The sequence below is a fragment of the Hymenobacter armeniacus genome (assembly GCF_014699055.1).
Lineage (GTDB): Bacteria > Bacteroidota > Bacteroidia > Cytophagales > Hymenobacteraceae > Hymenobacter > Hymenobacter armeniacus.
Window position 1 is genome coordinate 149,613 of the sequence record NZ_JACXAC010000002.1, and the last position, 15,877, is coordinate 165,489.

The window sequence follows — 15,877 nt, forward strand, 5'->3', positions numbered from 1 at the left end:
GAAGCACTTGGGCTAAAATTATGGCAAATTGTCCAATTTGGGCCATATTCTGGCTTGCGTTGTGGTCAAAAAGTCCGAAAACCCACTCTCGCACCCCGTTTGCTAGTCCCCTCGTACAAACTCCCTAACCCGAAGTACCCACTTAGAGACTAAGCAACATGGACTTTAAAAACTTCACCATCAAGGCACAGGAGGCCGTGCAGAAGGCCACCGAAATCGCCGGGGGCAACCAGCAGCAGGCCGTCGAAACGGGCCACCTGCTGAAGGGCCTCTTCCAGAGCGACGAGAGCGTCTTCTCGTTTCTCGCCAGCAAGCTCGGGGCGAACCTCAACATCCTCACCCCGCGGCTCGACGCCATTGTGGCCGCTTACCCGAAAGTGAGCGGCGGCTCGCCCTACTTCGCCAACGAGGCCGCCGCCGCCGTGCAGCGCGCCAACGCCGCCATGAAGGACATGGGCGACGAGTTCGTGTCCGTCGAGCACCTGCTGCTCGGCATCCTCGGCGGCAAGGATGCCGTGGCCACGCTGCTCAAAGACACCGGCTTCAACGAGAAAGACCTCAAAGCCGCCATCAAGGAGCTGCGCGGGGGCCGCAAGGTCACCAGTCCGAGCGCCGAAGACCAGTACCAGAGCCTGAACCGCTACGCCCGCAACCTCAACGAGCAGGTGCGCACCGGCAAGATGGACCCCGTGATTGGCCGCGACGAGGAAATCCGCCGCGTGCTGCAAATCCTCTCGCGCCGCACCAAAAACAACCCCGTGCTGCTCGGCGAGCCCGGCGTGGGCAAAACCGCCATCGTGGAGGGCCTGGCCCAGCGCATCGTGGCCGGCGACGTGCCCGAGAACCTGCGCGACAAAACCATCATGAGCCTCGACATGGGCCTGCTCGTGGCCGGGGCCAAGTACAAGGGCGAGTTTGAGGAGCGCCTCAAGGCCGTCATCAAGGAAGTGACCGACTCCGACGGCCAGATTGTGCTCTTCATCGACGAGATGCACACCCTCATCGGGGCCGGCGGCGGGGGCGAAGGCGCCATGGACGCCGCCAACCTGCTCAAGCCCGCCCTGGCGCGCGGCGAGCTGCACGCCATCGGGGCCACCACGCTCAAGGAATACCAGAAGTACATCGAAAAGGACAAGGCCCTGGAGCGCCGTTTCCAGGCCGTGATGGTGGATGAGCCCTCGCAGGAAGACGCCATCAGCATCATGCGCGGCATCAAGGAGAAATACGAGCTGCACCACGGCGTGCGCATCACCGACGACGCCGTGATTGCGGCCGTCGAGCTGAGCTCGCGCTACATCACCGACCGGTTCCTGCCCGACAAGGCCATCGACCTCATGGACGAAGCCGCCGCCAAGCTCCGCATCGAGCTGAACTCCATGCCCGTGGAGCTCGACGAGGTGCAGCGCCGCATCATGCAGCTCGAAATTGAGCGCGAGGCCATCCGCCGCGAAGACAACAAGGACCGCGAAACCGTGCTCAGCAAGGAGCTGGCCGAGCTCGGCGAGAAGCGCGACAGCCTGAAAGCCCGCTGGGAAAGCGAAAAAGGCGTCCTCACCGGCATTCAGGAGCAGAAAGAAGCCATCGAACGCTTCAAGGTGGAAGCCGAGCAGGCCGAGCGCCAGGGCGACTACGGCCGCGTGGCCGAGCTGCGCTACGGCAAAATTCAGGAAGCCGAAAACAAGCTGAAAGAGCTGCAGGACCAAGCCAACGCCAACAAAGACGGCGGCTCGATGCTGCAGGAAGTCGTGACCGCCGAGGACATTGCCGAAGTGGTGGCCAAGTGGACCGGCATCCCGGTGAGCAAAATGCTGCAGTCGGACCGCGAGAAGCTGCTGAACCTCGAAGCCGAGCTGGGCAAGCGCGTAGCCGGCCAATCGGAGGCCATCGCGGCCATCTCCGACGCCGTGCGCCGCTCCCGCGCCGGCTTGCAAGACCCCAAGCGGCCCATCGGCTCGTTCATCTTCCTGGGCACCACCGGCGTGGGCAAAACCGAGCTGGCCAAGGCCCTGGCCGAGTACCTGTTCAACGACGAAAACGCCATGGTGCGCATCGACATGAGCGAGTACCAAGAGCGCCACGCCGTGTCGCGCCTCATCGGGGCGCCTCCCGGCTACGTGGGCTACGACGAAGGCGGCCAGCTCACCGAGGCCGTGCGCCGCAAGCCCTACTCGGTCATCCTGCTCGATGAAATCGAGAAGGCTCACCCCGACGTGTTCAACATCCTGCTGCAAGTGCTCGACGATGGCCGCCTCACCGACAACAAAGGTCGGGTGGCGAACTTCAAGAACACCATCATCATCATGACCTCCAACACTGGCGCCGACATCATCCAAAAGAACTTCAAGGAGCTGAACGAGTACAACCACGACGAAGTGGTGGACCGCACCCGCGAGGAAGTCGTCGAGCGCCTCAAGCAGCACATGCGCCCCGAGTTCCTGAATCGCATCGACGAAATCGTGATGTTCCAGCCGCTCAAGCGCAAGGAAATCCGCCGCATTGTCGACATCCAGTTCAAGCAAATCCAGCAGCGCCTGGCCGAGGCCGGCATCAGCCTCGAAGCCACCGACGAGGTGCTCGACTTCCTCGGCGAGCAGGGCTTCGACCCGCAGTTCGGCGCGCGGCCCCTCAAGCGCGTGCTCCAGCGCGTGATTCTGAACGAGCTGTCGAAGGACATCCTCTCCGGCCGCGTGAGCAAAGACGCCGTGGTCGAAGCCGTGCTGGAAGACGGCGCGGTGAAATTCGAGAACGTGGAAATGCCAGCGGTGTAATTAGTTGCGTCGGTTTTGTAAATGGGAAGCCCCGTCGGCGTCGTGCTGGCGGGGCTTTCAGTGTTTGTGGTGACAACGTTTTTTGCTGCTTTGGCAATGGCCATTTGATTGGGTGGTGATGGCTGAACTGTGTATTGAGCGAGATAATGGCACAATAGGACATTATTTAATAATTAAATTATAAATAAATGCAAAAATTTACTAATAAAGTATTATAATTGTGTAGTGCATTTCACTCAGTAGGTAGAAAGCACCCTGCACTATGGTCGTGAGTGAAACCATTTCTGTAAAGGCAAGCCTCGAAGCCACTGACAGAAGGAGGAAGACAGCCGACCTGATATTCTTAGCCGTAATGGTGGTTGCGCTGCAGGGTTATTTTGTGCAAAGCCTGGGCTTTTACAGCGATGATTGGTGGGTGTTGAGCACAATTGCCGGCGCAAAAGGCCAGGGCCTAGCTACCATCATATATTATGCTTTTCACAATAACGGGTTCATTGTCAGGCCCGTGCAATGGCTTGATTTTGCAGTTTTATATTGGCTTTTTGGCGATGACCCACTGGGGTATCACATCTCCAATGCCCTGATTCTTATTGCGGGCACGCTCCTGTTTTACTTGACGCTGATGCGTCTGAAAGTGCCCCGCGCTGTCGCAGTTGCGTTGCCTTTGGTCTATGCAATGCTACCTCATTACTCTACCACACGCTTTTGGCTGGCCAGCTACTGCGCCAACATCAGCATTGTGTTTCTCTTGTTGAACTTGTACGCCGGCCTGCGGTACATAAGGGCCGCAGAAAATGCCAGGCGTTGGAATGTATGGCTGGCTATCAGTGGCTTCAGCGTGCTGGTCTGTGCGCTGGCGTATGAAGTCGCCCTGCCAATTTTTATCGTTAATTTTTATATATTATACCGCATTCAGGCCCGACAAGAGGCTTTGCGTGGCGACTCGAGCAGCAGCCCACTCAGTGCTTTGCTCTTCTGCAACGGTTTGCTGCTTGTGGCGAGCATCGCGTATAAATTTCTGCTGTCGGAAAGAACGGGCGGCTTCACTGACTCTTATTTCGGGCACATGGCCCAGGTGTTCAGAGCCGCCCTTGTAAACGATTTCTGGACGTATGGCGTGAAGCAGCCGGTCATCGTCTGGAAAATTGTGAGAGACTACAACAGCCCGCGCTTATTTGTCATCGGAGCAATACTCTTTGCGGCCATCTTTTATTATCTACTTAAAATAAGTGCAGTCACCATCAAATCGATTGACTGGCTGAAAGTTATAGGGGTCGGGGTAATAGTCTATTTTGGCGGTTATGCGGCATTTCTGGTAACCTCGAATTTCCAGATTTCGGCGGCTGGCATATCCAATAGAATCACAGTAGCGGCGGCAATTGGCGTGGCCATTTGTTTTGTTGGCGGTACCGGGCTGTTGTGTGCACTTATTAAATCGACAAAGCTCAGACGCGTTGCTTTCAGCCTGGTGCTGGCGGGGGTGGCTTGCAGTGGGTACATCATCAATTGCACGATATCACATTTTTACTCACAGTCCTATGTGCAGCAGCGGGCGGTGCTTGAAAAAATTTACGCCATCGTGCCCAGGCTCGACCACGGCAGCACCGTCCTCCTCGATGGGCAGTGTCCATACACGGGTCCAGTGCCCGTGTTCGATTGCGACTGGGATTTGAGCGGCGCACTTTCAATGCATTACAAAGACACCGTTAAAGCCGATGTCAGAACCCGGCGCATGACGTATAACGCACAGGGCGTAAGTACTTTCGTGTACAGTGGTCCGCAATGCTTATATCCTTACAGCCCAAAGTTGATGGTGTACAACGCCGAAAAAAACAGGCTGTACTACTTAACCGACCTTAAAGCGGCTACTCAGTATTTTACCTCAATATCACCTAAGCTGGAAGACTGCGCCAACGTCTTTGAAGGTGAAGGGATAAGAATTTTCTAAAGCCACTCCAACACAACGGCCCCGCTGGCAACTGCCAGCGGGGCCCTTCGTTGAGGTTGCCGGCGCTATTACCGGCTGAAATACTTTGTCGCCAGCCGCTGCCGCACGTAGCGGGGCAGGGGCTTGCCGGCGTCGTACGCGGCAATGGCCGCCGCCTCGCGGCTGCCGCTGAAGCGCAGGAGCTTGCCCACGCCAATGGCGGCCGGTACGCCGCCCAGCACGCCAATGCCCACCGCAGTGCCGCCGCCATTGCCGCCACTGTCGCCGGAGGCGCTGGCTATGGCCACGCGCCCGGCCACGGCCGCGCCGATGCCCGTCCATACGACGCCGCCGGTGCGGTGCTTGCGGAAGAGGTTGTGCAGGGCCTGCACCGTGTCGGCGTGCGTACGCATGGTTTCGGGGCCGGCCGGCTGCTGGGAGTGGGCGCTAATGCCGAGGCTCAGTACAAGGCCAGCGCTGAGTAGAAGTTTTTTCATGGACGTCGTTTGCGCCGATTTTGTAGCTGGTTGGAAATAGGACAGTTTTCCCAACAAAGCTACACGGCGGGGGCTGACGTCGGCTGCGGTCGGCGCCGCCGCGGCCTCTGGCGCCCTTCGCTACCGCAGGTAGCGGCGCAGCTGCCGGCGAATTTTGGCCGGTAAATGGCGATTGGTTTCGTATTGAGCCACAATTTTGGCTTCGCGCTTGGGGCCGTAGGCGATGAGCTGCTGAATGCCCACGCCCATCACGGGCGCCGCCACCACGCCATAGATAAAGGCAAACCCGCCAAACCCCAGGTTGAAGCTGCCCACGCCCAGGCCATAGGCCCCCCCGGAACTGGTGGGGCGGCCTTCGGCGGCGGCCGAGGCGCCGGCGGCCACCACATCGGCGGCCACGGCGCCCATGGTGAGGATGCCGCCCACTTTGCGGCGCTTGGCAAATAGGCGGTGGAGGGCGCGCACCGTGTCGGCGGCCGTGCGGCCTGCCGGAGCAGCCGCCGTGGTCAGGGCCGTGTCGGCGGGAGCGGCAGCGGGGGCGAGGGTTTGGGCCGATGCAGAACCGGCAAGCAGGACGAGGAGCAGCGTGTGGCGAAACATGGCAGCGGGGGTGAAATGGGTTGGTTGAATGATGGGACGAAGTAAGAGGGCATTTTCCCCGCTGCCAAATGTTTGCCCTCATGATGTAAAGTCAGGTTTTAAGCAGGTAAAATCTACATAAATTGGCGTTTTTAATGCAATAAGCTTATTTTTCAAGATTGTTGCAAGCAATTTGTAAAGTCTGATAAATTCAACTTTTTAGTTTAAGATGCTTTCCTGCAGGCAGGCGCTTTATCCGTTCAAACTACCCCAGCAACGTCAGAAAAAGCCTGGTTTTCTGGCGTCGGGAATAGCGGAAAAATAATTTGTCCGCCACGGCAATAAAGCTTCAGGCATCCACCATCTTTACCCTGCACTTGCCTCGATAGTGTATTAATCTGAAACACAGACACCGGGTGCCGTGGCATCCGCTTCTTGAGGCATCTCTTGTCATTACTGCTGTCCACCATTTTTCGCCACTTGTCCATTTCGCTGGATTCCCGCAATCGTTTGTTCCTCCTATTTCCTCAATTTTTCCCTTTCTCATGAAGCAGCATCTACTGTCGGCCGGCACCTCAGTCGGTTCATTTATTCAACGCCCCGCCGCCGGAGCTGTCCGGATGTGCCGGCCGCTGCTCGTTGCGGCGCTTGGCTTGTGCACGCTGGGCGCTCATGCGCAGGACCGCGCCATGTTGCGGCCAGCGGCCGAAGTGCAAGTGCCCCGGCCTGTGTCGGCGGCTGTGGGCCCAGTGCTGATGCCTGCCAAAAGCACAGCGGCCCACAAAGGCTTGGCCGCCATTAGTTCTACCGCTGCGGGCGGCAACTGGAGCGCCCCGGCCACCTGGGTGGGCGGCGTGGTGCCGGCGGCCACCGACGACGTAACCATCGTGGCGGGTGCTACCGTGACGCTGGACGTGGCCGCTTCGGTGGCCTCGCTCACGGTAGCCGCCACGGGCTCGCTGCTGACCTCGACCACCACGGCCTACGTGCTGCAAGTGGCCGGCAACGTGACCAACAACGGTATCCTGGACCTAAGTACCAGCAGCACCATTGGCTCCGACCTGCGCTTCACCGGCGCCGGCAACGCCACCTTCTCGGGCACGGGTACCACCGACCTGCAAACCGTTTCGCTGGCCAAATCGGTGCGGGCCGACGTGGTGGAGATGACTCTGCCTACGTTTACAGTGCAGGGCAGCGCCACCACGACCACCGGCTTCCTCTCCACGCGCATCACCACCAACACAGTGGACGACATGACCGGAACCTTGAAGATTTCGGGCACCGGCACGTTTAACAACCGCGTTTTCATCAACGCGGCGGCCTACTTCATTCCGGCCACCGGCGGCTTCTGGCTGAACAACCCCAACTTCACGGTGGCCGCCCAAACGGGCTCGCCCACGGTGAACGGCTTGTTGCGGATTACGGCCGGTACTTTTAACGTGGGCAGCAGCATCGGCAATTCCATCACCTTCGGCGCCAACGCCGTGTACACCATGGAAGGCGGCACGCTTACCACGGTGGGGCGCTTCACCAATTTCACGGGCGCCTCCTCTGTAACGGGCACCATGACTTTCACCTTGAGTGCCGGCACCATCAACGTGAGCACCGTAGGCAACACGTCGGCCACTCCCTCGTTCGGTGTGAACGGCACCACCACCATTTCGGGCGGCACCATCAACCTGGTGCAGCGCAGCACGGCCACCACGCCGCTCGACTACTACGTGGCGGGTACCTACGCCTACACCGGCGGCACCGTGAACGCGGGCACGACTGCCACGGCCACCAACTTCGATTTCCGGATGCGGGGCAACCTGCCCAACCTGACCATCGACAACACCACGAACCCCAAGAGCGTGCTGCTCGCCGGCCAGACCAACCCCTTTGGCACAGTACTGATTAACCCCGGCACCACGCTGAACCTGAATGGCGCCATTTTGCTGCAGCTAGGCGCTACCATCACCAACAACGGCACCCTGACCGGCACGGCCACCGGCAGCCGCCTCTACTTCCAAGGCACAACGGCCCAAAGCATCAGCGGCACGGGCACGGTGACCAGCCCCTTACTGCAAATCACCTTTCAGAACAGCAGCACGGGTGTAACGGTGGGCATGCCCATCACCACGCGCAACGTGGCCATGTTCCGCGGCAATGTCATCAGCTCCAACAACCTGACGGTGCAGAGCAGCACGACGGCGCTGGCCGTTATCTCTTTTGGTCTGACCAACCCCACCTCTTCGGCTGGCAACTTTGACGTGGCTCCCACTTTCGACGTGTCGACCAGCGGGCTGTATTTGATTTACAACCCCGAGCTGGCCGCTCGCACCACGGGCGTGGAGGTGCCGGCTTCGCGCATTCTCTACTACGCAGATTTCAACAATCCGCAGGGCATCACGGTGGCTGGCGGCGACCTGACCGTGGTGGGGCCATCGGCGTCATCCAGTTCGATTAGCCTGCTTGCGGGTATTGTAACGACTTCGGCTGGCAACCGGCTCATCAGCGGCAGCGCCACCACGGTGATGCCGGCGGGCTCGGCCACGGCTTACGTGAAAGGGCCGTTTGGCGTCACCGTGAACAGTGCAACCGCGGTATCGCGCCTGTTTGCCGTGGGCGACGCGGCCGGTTTCCGTCCGGTGCTGGTGTCGGGCATTACCACCGCGGCCGACCAGACGTTCACCGCCACGGTCATCAACGGGGCCACCGGCGGCACGGGCGTTTCGCCTGTCACCAACCTGAACCCCACGCGCTACGTGCGCCTCGAAAACACTGCCAACCTGCCCGCCACCGCCACGGTGCAGCTGAGCTACGGGGCCGATGACGTGGTAGGCAACGCTGCTACGGCGGTGGTGGCGCAGGCCCCCACGGCGGCCGGCGCTTATGCCTCCATTGGCGGCGCGGCGGCCACTACGCCCACCACCGGCCTGGTTTCGACCCTGCCCCTGACGCCCGGCAACGACTTTTTCGTGCTGGCCAACACCGAAGGTGGCACGCTGGCTTCTTCAGTGCCCGCCGTGTGCGCGGGTACCAACGCAGGCACCCTCACGCTGGCCAACAACGTGGGCACCGTGGTGAAGTACCAGGCCGACAGCGGCGCGGGCTTCGTGGACGTGCCCGGCACCAACACCGGCGCCACCCTGGCCTTCACCAACCTGACGGCTACTACTACCTTCCGCGCCGTTATTCTGACGGCGGACAACCGCACGGTGTTCTCGGCCCCCGTAACGGTGACTGTAAACCCGGCGCCCACGGCCACGCTGGCCACGACCACGCCGACGACGTTCTGCGCGGGCGGTTCGGTGGTGCTGACGGCCCCGGCCGGCACCGGTAATACGTATCAATTCTTTAATGGCACCACTAGCCTCGGGGCGGCTTCGGCTACCAATACCTTCACGGCCACGGCTGCGGGCTCGTACACGGTAGTCGTAACCAACGGAAATGGCTGCTCGGCTACCTCAGCGGCTACCACCGTGACGGTGAACCCGGCTACCACGGCGACGTTTGCTTACACGGGCTCAACCTTTTGCCAGAGCGGTACCAATCCCACGCCCAGCATTTCGGGCACTGCCGGCGGCACGTTCTCCTCGACTACCGGCCTGAGCATCAATGCTACTACCGGGGTAATCAACCTGAGCGCCAGCACGCTGGGAACTTACACGGTGACCTACGCGGTGGGCGGTAGCTGCCCCTCGTCGGCCACGGCCACTGTCACGGTGTCGAGCGCGCCGGTGGCTACTTTTTCGTACGCCAATAACTCGTACTGCGCCGGTGGCACGGCCACTCCCGCCCCCGTCTTTGCCACGGGCGCCAGCGGCGGTACGTTCTCTTCCACCACCGGCCTGACTATCGATGTCACCACGGGCGCCATCAACTTGGCTACCTCCACGGCCGGCACCTATACCGTGACCAACACCATTGCGGCCGCGGGCGGCTGTGCAGCGGCCACGGCCACCACCAGCGTGACCATCAACGCCGCCCCCACGGCTACGTTGACTGCCACCACGCCGACGACGTTCTGCGCGGGCGGTTCGGTGGTGCTCACGGCCCCGGCCGGCACGGGCAACACGTATCAGTTCCTCAACGGCACCACCAGCCTGGGGGCGGCTTCGGCTACCAATACCTTCACGGCCACGGCCGCGGGCTCGTACACGGTAGTCGTAACCAACGGAAATGGCTGCTCGGCTACCTCAGCGGCTACCACCGTGACGGTGAATCCGGCTACCACGGCGACGTTCACGTATCCGGCCGCTACCTACTGCGTGAGCGGTACCACCAATCCCGTTGCGACGGTGACGGGTACGGCCGGCGGGACGTTCTCTTCGACCACGGGCTTGACCATCAACGCCACCACGGGCGCCATCACGCTTTCGTCTTCAACGCCCGGCACTTACACCGTGACGTATAGCGTGGGCGGCACCTGCCCCTCGTCGGCCACGGCATCGGTGACGGTGACGGCGGCCCCGGTGGCCACGTTCAGCTACGGCACGGGCACGCCCACGTTCTGCGTGAGCGGCACCACCAACCCAACCGTTTCCCTGGCTGCGGGCGCCACCGCTGGCACGTTCACCTCGACTACGGGCCTGACGCTTAATGCCACCACGGGCGCCATTACGCTGGCTTCTTCGACGCCTGGCACTTACACCGTGACCAATACGGTGGCCGCGGCTGGTGGCTGTGTGGCCGTTACGGCCACGGCTACCGTGACCGTGGCTCCGGCGGCCATTGCCAACGCGGGCCCGGCCGTGACCATCTGCGGCGGAGCTACAGCTACGCTCGGTACGGCGGCCTTGGCCGGCACTACCTATGCTTGGAGCCCGGCCACGGGCCTGAGCAGCGCTACCGTTGCGCAGCCCACCGTGACGCTGCCTAACACGACCGGTGCGCCCATTACCCAAACGTATACGCTGACGGCCACCAACGCCGGGGGCTGCTCGGCCACGGCCACCGTCACCGTCACGGTGAACCCGCGGCCGGCCACGCCGACCATCACGGCCACTTACAACGGCACCACGACCACGCTCACTTCGAGCGCGGCCACGGGCAACCAGTGGTACCTGACCGTCGGCACGACCACCACGGCCGTCGCCGGCGCCACGGGCCAGACGTTGGTGCTCACCGGCACCCCGGCCCAGCTCGGCGCCTACACCGTGACCACCACCAACGCCAACGGCTGCGTCTCGCTGCCCTCCGCTGCCCTGGTGGTTACTTCTAGCGTGAAGCCGCTGGCCGGCACTTCGCTGAGCGTGTACCCGAACCCCACGCACGACGGCCGCCTCACCGTGGAACTGACCGGCTACCGCCACGCCTCGGAACTGACCGTGCTGAATGCGCTGGGCCAGGTGGTGTTCGCGGCCGCCGTGCCGGCCTCGACCGGCACCGCCATGCAAGCCCTCGACCTGACGCAGTTGGCGTCGGGCGTGTACATCCTCCGCGTGAAAACGGAGGGCGGCCTCGACACGCGCCGCGTGGTGAAGCAATAGCCTCCCTTCAGTGCTTTAAAAAGCCCTGGCCAACGCTGGCCAGGGCTTTTTTGCTTCTGGATGAGACGTATTGACCTGCTGCGCGGGTCTTTTGCCGTTCCGTAGCTTTGCAGTATGTCCGTTTTTCAGACTTACCTGCAGCTCGGCTTCCTGCACATTTGCACGCCGCGCGCGGCCGACCACCTCACGTTCTTGCTGGCGCTGTGCGCGCCCTACGTGCTGAACGACTGGCGGCGGGTGCTGGCCCTGGTCACGAGTTTCACGGTGGGGCACTCGCTCACGCTGGCGCTGGCCACGCTGGGCGTGGTGAACTTCAGTCCGGCCGTGATTGAGGCGCTGATTCCGGTTACCATCATGGTCACGGCTTTGCTCAACATGCGCGGCGCCGGCCGGCTCATTACGCGGCGGACACCCGTATTTGCTGCCGTGCCCAACGTGTTGGCCCTGGTTTTTGGGTTGGTGCACGGGCTGGGGTTTTCGAGCTACCTGCGGGCCTTACTTGGGGCCAACAGCCGGCCGGTGGAGGAATTGTTTGCCTTTAACGTGGGCGTGGAAATGGGTCAGGTTCTGATTGTGAGCGTCATCCTGCTGCTGGGGGCGGTGCTGCTGGGCAGCCTGCGCGTGGCCCGGCGCGACTGGCTGCTCACCACCAGCGGCGCGGCGCTGGGCATTGCCACGGTGCTGCTGGTGCAGCAGCTGTGGCCCTAGCGCCCGGTAGCCAGCAATGCATTGGCCAAAATTGCGAGGTTGGGGCGCAACCCTGTCGTAAATTCGCAGACCTTACCGGTCTCGGCCGTTATTCCTTTCGGTTTTCTCATTTTCATGTTCTCTATGCGTCGTTTTCTATTTGCTGGCTTGGGGCTGGCGCTGACGGGCTTGCTGCCCGCCGCTGCGCAAACCACCAACTCCGGCACCGACAAATTCGCGCAGCTCGAAACGATGCTGCCGACCCCCAATAGCTACCGCACCGCCAGCGGCGCCCCCGGCCCCGACTACTGGCAGCAGCGCGCCGACTACGACATCAAAGTCACCCTCGACGACGCCAAGCAGGCCCTCACCGGCCGCGAAACCATCACCTACACCAACCTCTCGCCCGATGCGCTGCCTTACCTCTGGGTGCAGCTCGACCAGAACATCTGGGACAAAAACTCGATGACGACGGCCACCGAGGTGAATTCGCTGAGCGACAAGGTGACCTTCCAAACCCTCGAAGGGCTGGTGGACGACTTTGACGGCGGTTTCCGTATTGAGAGCGTGACCAGCAAGGACGGCAAGGCCCTGCACACCGTCACGAACCACACCATGATGCGCGTGGACCTGCCCACGCCGCTGCAGCCGCGCCAGTCGGTGTCGTTCAACGTGAAGTGGCACTACAACATCAACGACGCCACCAAGGGCGGCCGCTGCGGCTACGAGTACTTCCCGGCCGATAAGAACTACCTCTACGAGATGGCCCAGTTCTACCCCCGCATGGCCGTGTACTCCGACAACCAGGGCTGGCAGCACAAGCAGTTCCTCGGCAACGGCGAATTCACGCTGCCCTTCGGCGACTACAAGGTGAGCATCACCGCGCCGGCCGACCACGTGGTGGGCGCCACCGGCACCTTGCAAAACGCCGCCCAGGTGATGAGCGCCGCGCAGCTGAAGCGCATGGCCGAGGCCAAAAATGCCAAGAAGCCCGTGCTCATCGTGACCCAGGACGAGGCCACGAAAGCCGAAGGCAGCCGCGCCACTGGCACCAAAACCTGGACCTACGTGGCCAAAAACGTGCGCGACTTTGCCTGGTGCAGCTCGCGCAAATTCATCTGGGACGCCATGCAAATAACGCAGAGCGGCAAGCCCGTGCTGTGCATGAGCTACTACCCCAAAGAAGGCAACCCGCTGTGGGGCCAGTACTCGACGCAGGTGGTGGCCCACACCATCAAAACCTACTCGAAATTCACCATTCCCTACGCCTACCCGGTCGCCATTTCGGTGCACGGGGCCATTGGCGGCATGGAGTACCCCATGATTTGCTTCAACGGCGGCCGGCCCGAGAAGGACGGCACCTACTCGGCCGAGCGGAAATACGGAATGATTTCGGTGATTATCCACGAAGTGGGCCACAACTTCTTCCCGATGATTGTGAACTCCGACGAGCGGCAGTGGACCTGGATGGATGAGGGCCTGAACTCCTTCGTGCAGTTCCTGACCGAGCAGGAGTGGGAGCGCAACTACCCCAGCCGCCGCGGCGAGCCCCGCAACATCACGGCCTACATGGCCACGGATAAGACCCTGCAAACCCCGATTATGATTAACTCGGAGTCGGCGCTGCAGTTCGGCAACAACGCCTACGGCAAGCCCGCCACGGCACTCAACATCCTGCGCGAAACGGTGATGGGCCGCGAGCTGTTCGACTACGCCTTCAAGACCTACGCCCAGCGCTGGGCCTACAAGCACCCCACGCCGGCCGACTTCTTCCGCACCATGGAAGACGCCTCGGCGGTGGACCTGGACTGGTTCTGGCGCGGCTGGTTCTACACCATCGACCACACCGACATCAGCCTCGAATCGGTGAAGGCCTACAACGTGAGCACCAAAAACCCGCAGGTGGAAAACGCCCGCCTGCAGCAGCTGAAGGCCGCCGCGCCGCAGTCCATCACGGCCCAGCGCAACGCCACCGACATCAAGCAGACGCTGGTGGACGAGAAGCCCGAGCTGAAGGATTTCTACAACAGCTACGACCCCTTGGCCGTGACGCCCGCCGACCAGCAGCGCTACACCGCCTACCTGGGCACCCTCACCGACGAGCAAAAGCAGCGCCTCGGCGACACCCAGAACTTCTACGAGCTGAGCCTGCGCAACGTGGGCGGCCTCGTGATGCCGGTGGTGCTGCAGATGACTTACGCCGACAACTCGCAGGAAATCCAGACCATTCCGGCCGAAATCTGGCGCAAAAACAACGCTCAGGTCACGAAGGTCATCGTGACGAAAAAGCCGGTCATCAGCTTCGTCATCGACCCCTTCCAGCAAACGGCCGACACGGATGTGAGCAACAACGCCTTCCCGCGCCAGCCCGCCGCCTCGCGCTTCGAGCTGTTCCAGCAGCAGTTCCAGGCCCCTGCGAACCCCATGCAGCAGCAAACCAGCCGCACCACCAGCCCCATGCAGAAGCTGGAACAAAAGCCCGTGGGCAGCGGCCAATAGAGCGGACCAGCTGTCATTGCGAGCGCAGCGAACCAATCCGTCTGTTCTCAGCGACTAGCTTTCTAATGTGAAAAAGCCCCGACACCGTATAGTGTCGGGGCTTTTTTGTTGGGTTTGTCACCTCTCAAAGTGGGGTGCTGAGAACTGGAAGGATTGCCGCGCTGCGCGCGCAATGATAGACAAACTACGCCCGCGGTACAGCAAAGGCCGCAACCATGAGTCCGTGAATCAGGTACTTTGGAGTGAACCCAAAACCTGCCGCCATGAATGAGTTTGACCGCATTTCCGCCGCTTCCCGCCGCGAGTTTATCCGCACGTTGTCGTTGGGAGTAGGGGCCTCGCTAGTAGGTACTTCAGTGCTGGCGCGGCCGGCGGCCAAGCCGCTGGGCGTGGCGCTGGTGGGCCTGGGCAAGTACAGCACCGGCCAGTTGGCGCCCGCGCTGCAGCAAACCAAGCTGTGCCGGCTGGCCGGCATCGTGACCGGCACGCCCGCCAAAGCCGCGCAGTGGAAGCAGCAGTACAATCTGCCCGACGCCAACATCTACAACTACCAAACCTTCGACCGCATTGCCGATAACCCGGCCATCGACATCGTGTACGTGGTACTGCCGGTGGGCTTGCACGCCGAGTACGTGGAGCGGGCCGCCCGGGCCGGCAAGCACGTTATTTGCGAGAAGCCCATGGCGACATCGGCCGAAGACTGCCGGCGCATGATAGCCGCCATGCAAAAGGCCGGCAAGAAATTCAGCATCGGCTACCGGCTGCATTTCGAGCCGCACCATCAGGAAATAATGCGTCTGGGCCAGTCGCAGGCCTTTGGTCGCATCACCCACCTGGCCGCCGACAACGGTTTTCGCTTCAACAACGACACGCCGTGGCGGGTGAGCAAGCGACTGGCCGGCGGGGGCCCGCTGATGGACATGGGCATCTACTGCGTGCAGGGCGTCATTTATACCAAAGGCCAGCTGCCGGTGTCCGTCACGGCCAAGTTCGAGCCCAAAACCAACCCCACGCTCTTCAAGGAAGTGGAGGAGGGGCTGAACTGGCAAATGCAGTTCGCCGACGGTGCCGTGGCCGACTGCCGCACCAGCTACGGCCAGAACCTGAGCAGCCGCCTGCGCGCCGAAGCCGCCAACGGCTGGCTGGAACTGCAGCCCGCCTTCTACTACGACGGCATCGAAGGCCGCACCAGCCGAGGCCCCATGAATCTGCCCAACGTGCCGCAACAGGCCCGCCAGATGGACGATTTCGCCGACTGCATCCTCCATAACAAGCCAACCCGCGTGCCCGGCGAGATGGGCCTGCGCGACATTCAGCTACTCTCCGCCATCTACCGCGCCGCCGAAACGGGTCAGAAAGTATCAACCAAAGACGTGGTGGCCGTGCTGGATAAAACCAACAGCCGCTAAGCTATTGAAGCAACGGAAACCAGCCGGTCATGCTTCG

At 61.7% G+C, this 15,877-nt stretch carries 8 protein-coding genes; 6 read left to right on the top strand and 2 right to left on the bottom strand.

Annotated elements, in window-relative coordinates; translation table 11 throughout:
• Window positions 1–158: 158 nt before the first annotated feature.
• Window positions 159–2,768 (top strand): ATP-dependent chaperone ClpB, encoded by a 2,610-nt coding sequence (gene clpB / locus IC234_RS05120; RefSeq protein ID WP_190922781.1) that lies wholly within the window; start codon window positions 159–161, stop codon window positions 2,766–2,768.
• Window positions 2,769–3,036: 268 nt separating this feature from the next.
• A complete protein-coding gene (locus IC234_RS05125) occupies window positions 3,037–4,716 on the top strand; it encodes a hypothetical protein (RefSeq protein WP_190922782.1) in 1,680 nt (559 codons plus the stop codon).
• A 68-nt stretch (window positions 4,717–4,784) separates the two neighbouring features.
• Here IC234_RS05125 and IC234_RS05130 read toward each other — a convergent pair whose 3' ends face one another.
• Together IC234_RS05130 and IC234_RS05135 are read right to left on the bottom strand one after the other, a co-directional pair.
• Window positions 4,785–5,192 (bottom strand): hypothetical protein, encoded by a 408-nt coding sequence (locus tag IC234_RS05130; RefSeq protein WP_190922783.1) that lies wholly within the window; start codon window positions 5,190–5,192, stop codon window positions 4,785–4,787.
• Between the two features lie 120 nt (window positions 5,193–5,312).
• Window positions 5,313–5,792 (bottom strand): hypothetical protein, encoded by a 480-nt coding sequence (locus IC234_RS05135; protein WP_190922784.1) that lies wholly within the window; start codon window positions 5,790–5,792, stop codon window positions 5,313–5,315.
• 524 nt (window positions 5,793–6,316) lie between these two features.
• Between IC234_RS05135 and IC234_RS05140 the strand changes: the two genes are divergently transcribed.
• The 4 genes from IC234_RS05140 (at window position 6,317) to IC234_RS05155 (ending at window position 15,840) form a co-directional block, all read left to right on the top strand.
• On the top strand, window positions 6,317–11,245 hold the full coding sequence (locus IC234_RS05140) for an Ig-like domain-containing protein (protein ID WP_190922785.1): 4,929 nt from the start codon (window positions 6,317–6,319) through the stop codon (window positions 11,243–11,245).
• 114 nt (window positions 11,246–11,359) lie between these two features.
• On the top strand, window positions 11,360–11,953 hold the full coding sequence (locus tag IC234_RS05145) for a HupE/UreJ family protein (protein WP_190922786.1): 594 nt from the start codon (window positions 11,360–11,362) through the stop codon (window positions 11,951–11,953).
• A gap of 123 nt (window positions 11,954–12,076) precedes the next feature.
• Window positions 12,077–14,431 carry a M1 family metallopeptidase gene (locus IC234_RS05150; protein ID WP_190922787.1) on the top strand — a complete coding sequence of 785 codons (2,355 nt, stop codon included), beginning with the start codon at window positions 12,077–12,079 and terminating at the stop codon, window positions 14,429–14,431.
• A 263-nt stretch (window positions 14,432–14,694) separates the two neighbouring features.
• Window positions 14,695–15,840 (top strand): Gfo/Idh/MocA family protein, encoded by a 1,146-nt coding sequence (locus IC234_RS05155; protein ID WP_190922788.1) that lies wholly within the window; start codon window positions 14,695–14,697, stop codon window positions 15,838–15,840.
• Window positions 15,841–15,877 lie beyond the last annotated feature (37 nt).

What these genes read in the sequence shown, in the direction of transcription:
- clpB (WP_190922781.1), top strand. Translation starts at nt 159, where the DNA reads ATGGACTTTAAAAACTTCACCATCAAGGCACAGGAGGCCGTGCAGAAG.
- IC234_RS05130 (WP_190922783.1), bottom strand. Translation starts at nt 5,192, where the DNA reads ATGAAAAAACTTCTACTCAGCGCTGGCCTTGTACTGAGCCTCGGCATT.
- IC234_RS05135 (WP_190922784.1), bottom strand. Translation starts at nt 5,792, where the DNA reads ATGTTTCGCCACACGCTGCTCCTCGTCCTGCTTGCCGGTTCTGCATCG.
- IC234_RS05140 (WP_190922785.1), top strand. Translation starts at nt 6,317, where the DNA reads ATGAAGCAGCATCTACTGTCGGCCGGCACCTCAGTCGGTTCATTTATT.
- IC234_RS05145 (WP_190922786.1), top strand. Translation starts at nt 11,360, where the DNA reads ATGTCCGTTTTTCAGACTTACCTGCAGCTCGGCTTCCTGCACATTTGC.
- IC234_RS05150 (WP_190922787.1), top strand. Translation starts at nt 12,077, where the DNA reads ATGCGTCGTTTTCTATTTGCTGGCTTGGGGCTGGCGCTGACGGGCTTG.
- IC234_RS05155 (WP_190922788.1), top strand. Translation starts at nt 14,695, where the DNA reads ATGAATGAGTTTGACCGCATTTCCGCCGCTTCCCGCCGCGAGTTTATC.